Source organism: Stenotrophomonas sp. NPDC077659, assembly GCF_050268705.1.
Lineage (GTDB): Bacteria > Pseudomonadota > Gammaproteobacteria > Xanthomonadales > Xanthomonadaceae > Stenotrophomonas.
The window spans coordinates 1-5202 of record NZ_JBNNHG010000201.1; the positions used below are offsets into that span (position 1 = coordinate 1).

4 protein-coding genes and 1 pseudogene are annotated in these 5202 nt (G+C 66.8%); 3 read left to right on the forward strand and 2 right to left on the reverse strand.

Annotated elements, in window-relative coordinates:
* Positions 1-403 (forward strand): annotated as a pseudogene (locus tag ACQKDV_RS18155) (AmpG family muropeptide MFS transporter); the annotation flags it as partial.
* A 77-nt stretch (positions 404-480) separates the two neighbouring features.
* Positions 481-711 carry a hypothetical protein gene (locus tag ACQKDV_RS18160; RefSeq protein ID WP_324805598.1) on the forward strand — a complete coding sequence of 77 codons (231 nt, stop codon included), beginning with the start codon at positions 481-483 and terminating at the stop codon, positions 709-711.
* 79 nt (positions 712-790) lie between these two features.
* On the opposite strand, the gene ACQKDV_RS18165 is transcribed toward ACQKDV_RS18160, so the two are convergent.
* A complete protein-coding gene (locus ACQKDV_RS18165) occupies positions 791-1918 on the reverse strand; it encodes an anhydro-N-acetylmuramic acid kinase (RefSeq protein WP_427785606.1) in 1128 nt (375 codons plus the stop codon).
* A gap of 68 nt (positions 1919-1986) precedes the next feature.
* A complete protein-coding gene (locus tag ACQKDV_RS18170) occupies positions 1987-3462 on the reverse strand; it encodes a peptidoglycan DD-metalloendopeptidase family protein (protein ID WP_427785607.1) in 1476 nt (491 codons plus the stop codon).
* Between the two features lie 167 nt (positions 3463-3629).
* Between ACQKDV_RS18170 and tyrS the strand changes: the two genes are divergently transcribed.
* Positions 3630-4841 carry a tyrosine--tRNA ligase gene (tyrS, locus tag ACQKDV_RS18175; RefSeq protein WP_427785609.1) on the forward strand — a complete coding sequence of 404 codons (1212 nt, stop codon included), beginning with the start codon at positions 3630-3632 and terminating at the stop codon, positions 4839-4841.
* The last annotated feature ends 361 nt before the right edge of the window (positions 4842-5202 follow it).

Genomic DNA, 5202 nt, shown 5'->3' on the forward strand with positions numbered 1-5202 from the left:
CGCGGTGGCCGCCTTCGGCTTCCGCTGCATGCTGCTGGTGGCCGCGCTGGGCGTGGCCCTGTCCAACCTCGCCTTCCTGCTGATGGCGCACAACCCCGGCCAGCTGTGGGCGTTCTATACCGCGCTCAGCGCCGACAATCTGTTCCAGGGCGTCGCCGGCACCGTGCTGGTGGCCTTCATGTCCTCGCTGACCGACCGCAACTTCACCGCCACCCAGTACGCCCTGCTGGTATCGCTGGCCAACCTGCCGGGCAAGTTCGTCGGCGGCGTTTCCGGCTACATCGTCCAGGCCACGTCCTACAGCACCTTCTTCATGCTCAGCGCGGTCACCGTGGTGCCAACCCTGCTGCTGCTGGCCTGGCTGTGGCCGCGCATCCATGATCGCAGCGCCCCCAGCCCCTGATTGCCTGCCTGCGCAACCTGCGGGATGATCGCCGCGGACGCGCCGAGGGGGCGGTGCCTTGCGAAAGGGGAGTGAGCATGGCCGATGTAGTGCTGCGGGACGTGGACCCGCTGCTGTATGAACGTATCCGCAGAGTTGCCGTGGCGCGCGGCTGGACCCACGAGCAGACCTGTTCGGTGCTGCTGGAACAGGGCCTGCTGAGCAGTGAGCTGGAGGTCCGCTCCGGCTTCGGCGATCCCGAAGTGGACGCCCTGTCAGCCGCGATCGCCGCCCTGCAGGCGATGCCGGCGGGGCAGGGTTTCGATTGATCTGATGTCGCGTCGCCGGGCATGGCCCGGCGCTACCCTCTGCTTTTGTAGAGTCGAGCCATGCTCGACTGCTTTGCTGTCACGCCAGATGGATCGCCCCGAGAATCCTCGGCCCCTGCGCCCCGGTAACGCTCGGCAGGTTGCCGGCCAGCCCGTCCATCGTCCGCTGCGCCAGCCAGGCAAACCCCATCGCCTCCACGTACTCCGGGTCCAGCCCATGCACGGCGCTGGATTCCACCGCCACGCCCGGCAGCAAAGCCGTCAGCCGTCGCATCAGTTGCCGGTTGTGCACGCCGCCACCGCAGACCAGTAGCCGGCGGGTCTCCGGCTGATGCGCCCGCAGCGCATCGGCAACGGTCACCGCGGTCAGTTCCAGCAGCGTGGCCTGCACATCGGCGGCCGCGTACTCGCCTTCGCCCATGCGGGCCTCGGCCCAGGCCAGATGGAACTGCTCGCGGCCGGTGCTCTTGGGCGGCGGCAGGTCGAACCACGGGTCCGAACGCCAGCTGGCCAGCAGCGGCGCATCCACTGCACCACTGGCCGCATAGGCGCCATCGGCATCGAAGGTACGCCCGGTATGGCGCTGGCACCAGGCATCCATCAGCGCATTGGCCGGGCCGGTGTCGAAGCCGCGTGGCGCGCCATCGCGTGGGATCAGGGTCAGGTTGCCGATGCCACCCAGGTTGAGCACCGCCCGGTCCTCGTCGGCCGTGCCCAGCATGGCCAGATGGAACGCCGGCATCAGCGGCGCGCCATGGCCGCCGGCAGCCACATCGCGACGGCGGAAATCGGCCACGGTGGTGATCCCGGTCAGCTCGGCAATGCGGTTGCCATCGCCCAGCTGCACCGTGAAGGCGGGGTCGGCCAGCGGTCGGTGGCGCACGGTCTGGCCGTGCGAGCCGATTGCCCGTACCTGTCCACGGGCCACCCCAGCCTCGTCCAGCAGCTGGTTGGCGGCGGCCGCGAAGTTGATCGCGATGCGTGCATCCAGTTCGCCCAGCTCCTCCAGCGAGTCCAGCGGACCGCCTTCCCCCAGCGCCACCAGCCGTGCGCGCAGCACCGGTTCCCAGCGGGCAGTCAGGCCGCGCACGAAGCGGCAGCCACCGCTGGCGGGAAACTGCACCAGCGCGGCATCGATGCCGTCCGCGCTGGTGCCGGACATCAGGCCAAGGTAGAGCGGGGCATGAGCGTCGGCAGTCGTGTTCATGGTGGCCATAAAAAAAAGGACGCGGCAAGCTTGTGCTGCCGCGTCCTTTCTCGTCAACGCAGGGCCGGTCAGCCGCGCTTGTGGCCGTTGGCCGGCTTGGCCTTGGCGCTGGCCACCTCAGTCGAAGCGGCGGCCTCACGGCTGCTCGGGGCCGGGCTGGCCTCGGCATAGATCAGCTTCTCCATGCCCTGGATGCGGGCCATGGCCGGTGCGGTCTGCGCCCGGAAGGCCACCAGCTCGGCGCCCTTCAGCGGTTCCGGCGGCGGCATGGTCACCGTCAGCGGGTTGCGGTGCTCGCCGTTCACGCGGAATTCGTAGTGCAGGTGCGGGCCGGTGGCCAGGCCGGTCGAACCGACATAGCCGATCACCGTGCCCTGCGCCACGCGCTGGCCGGTCTTGATGTTCGCAAAGCGCGACATGTGCCCGTACAGGGTGGTGTGGCCGCGGCCGTGGTCGAGGATGACCACGTTGCCGTAGCCGCGCTGCACGCCGGCGAACTGCACGCGCGCATCGCCAGCGGCCATGATCGGCGTACCGGTGCGTGCAGCGTAGTCCACGCCCTTGTGCATGCGCATCTTGCCCAGCACCGGGTGCTTGCGCGCACCGAAGGTCGAGCTCAGGCGCGCGAACGGGATCGGCATGCGGATGAAGCTCTTCTTCAGCGAGCGCCCGTTGATGTCGTAGTACTCGGACTTGCCGCCCCGTTCGAAGCGGAAGCCCGAATAGGTCTTGCCACCCGTGGTGAAGGTCGCCGCCAGGATCTTGCTGGTGTCCACCTTCTCGCCTTCGCGCCAGGTCTCATCCATCACCACGCTGAAGCGGTCACCCGGCTGCAGGTCCTTGGAGAAGTCGATGTCGTACTTGAAGATGTCGTCGGTCATCGTCGCGATCGCCGACGGCGACAGCCCGGCCCGGCGGGCCGCGGCATACAGCGAACTGGTGATCTCGCCGCTGGTGACCACCGTGCGCGTGGAGGTCTCGCGCTTGGTCACCTTTTCCTTGATGCCGTCGCCAGCCAGGCTCAGTTCCACACGGTTGTCGCCATCGCGGTCGAAGCGGATGCTGCGCAGGTCACCCGAGAGCGGCATGTCGAAGGCGATCTCGGCGCCGGGGCGCAGCTTGGTCAGCGATTCACGCGCGCCCGGATGGTCCAGCACCCGGTGCAGAGTCGTGGCGGGGATGCCGGCCTGGTCGAACAGATCGCTCAGGGTCTGCCCGCGCTGCACCCGCAGCACCTGCCAGCTGTCGCCCGGGGTCTGCTGCTGGCGGGCCAGCGACAGCGGCGGCAAGGGCAGGGCCAGGCTGGTGTGGCTTTCCGGGTAGGGCGAATCGATGGTGTGCGAAAACCCCGGCACGATCGTCGCCACCAGGGCACCGATAGTGGCGAACAGGCTGGCATGCACCCAATGGCGGCGCGTCCAGCGTTCATTGAACGCGGCGGGAAGATGTTGCCTGAGCTTCCGGTGCAGGGCGTTGTCGTGCAGGACGTGGAGTCGTTCCTGGAAGCGCTGCTTGCGTGCGCGCCCTTGTTCGGAATTGTGCATCAGTGGTTTTTTCCTGCGGCCCGGGAGCGCGGGCCTGATCGCCGGTTACCATAGACACCTGAGAAAACCGCGTCAAACCCTTGTGCCTATTGGCTTTTGTGAAGCCGGATGGGTTAACTTGGCGTTAACACCCCACACAAGAAACGGCATCGCCGGGAGTAGTCACCGTGTCCTCGATTGAAGAAGCCCTTGCCCTGATCGGCCGTGGTGCCGACGAGATCCTCAAGATCGAGGATCTGCGTGCGCGCCTGCAGGAAGGCCGCCCGCTGCGGATCAAGGCTGGCTTCGACCCCACCGCCCCCGACCTGCACCTGGGCCACACCGTACTGCTGAACAAGCTGCGCCAGTTCCAGGAGCTCGGCCATCAGGTCATTTTCCTGATCGGCGACTTCACCGGCATGATCGGCGACCCGTCCGGCAAGAGCCTGACCCGCAAGCCGCTCAGCCGCGAGGACGTGCTCGCCAACGCCCGTACCTATGAAGAGCAGGTCTTCAAGGTGCTGGACCGCGAGAAGACCGAAGTGCGCTTCAACTCGGAGTGGTTCGGCAAGATGGGCGCGGCCGACATGATCCGCCTGGCCGGCCAGCACACCGTGGCCCGCATGCTCGAGCGCGACGATTTCGCCAAGCGCTACGCCGCCCAGCAGTCCATCGCCATCCACGAGTTCCTGTACCCGCTGGTGCAGGGCTATGACTCGGTGGCCCTGGAGACGGACGTCGAGCTGGGCGGTACCGACCAGAAGTTCAACCTGCTGATGGGCCGTGGCCTGCAGGAACACCACGGGCAGAAGCCGCAGGTTGTGCTGACCATGCCGCTGCTGGAAGGCCTGGACGGCGTCAACAAGATGTCCAAGTCGCTGGGCAACTACATTGGCATCAGCGAACCTGCCATCGACATCGTCACCAAGGCCATGAAGGTCGATGACGCCCTGATGTGGCGCTGGATCGAGCTGCTGTCCTTCGATATCAGCCAGGCTGAAGCGGTCTCGCTGCGTGAAGAGGTCGCCGCCGGCACCCTCAACCCGCGCGTGGTCAAGCTGCGCCTGGCGCGTGAACTGGCCACCCGCTTCCACGACGCCGCAGTGGCCGACCAGGCCATTGCCGGTTGGGAAGCGGCGGTGACCGGGCAGGGCGACATCACCCAGCTGCCGCTGCAGGACGTGGCCATTCCGGCTGAAGGCCTGCGCATTGCCGCGCTGCTGACCGCTGCCGGCCTGACCCCGAGCAACTCCGAAGCCAACCGCAAGCTCAAGGAGCGCGCGGTGAAGGTGGATGGCGAGGTGGTCGAAGATGGTCAGCAGGTACTGCAGCCCGGCTTCGAGGGCCTGCTGCAGGTCGGCAAGCGCACTTTCGCCCGCGTGCGCCTGGTTGCTGCCTGACACGTTCCTTATGCAGATGTAGAGCCGAGCCCGCGCTCGGCTGCTCTTGACCGTATGCCCCCACGGGCGCGACGGATGAACGGACGCAACATCCGTTGAAAAAAATCGCCACACCCCCTTCACAAACCCTGTGGATGGGGGCATACTTCTCCTCCCCCGTCGCAGGGGTCGCCACCAAGGGGCTTCAGCGACACCAGGGCACCCAGCACCGCCGGCCGAGATGATCGAACAAAGGTGTTGACGGACTGAAAAAGTCTGGCATAATGGGCGGCTCGCTACGAAGGAAACTTCGCGGCACGCGGGAATGGCGCTGAGGCCACTTCCCCGGATCTTTGAAAGTATGCGCAGGTATCTTGTGAAG

What these genes read in the sequence shown, in the direction of transcription:
- ACQKDV_RS18160 (WP_324805598.1), top strand. Translation starts at nt 481, where the DNA reads ATGGCCGATGTAGTGCTGCGGGACGTGGACCCGCTGCTGTATGAACGT.
- ACQKDV_RS18165 (WP_427785606.1), bottom strand. Translation starts at nt 1,918, where the DNA reads ATGAACACGACTGCCGACGCTCATGCCCCGCTCTACCTTGGCCTGATG.
- ACQKDV_RS18170 (WP_427785607.1), bottom strand. Translation starts at nt 3,462, where the DNA reads ATGCACAATTCCGAACAAGGGCGCGCACGCAAGCAGCGCTTCCAGGAA.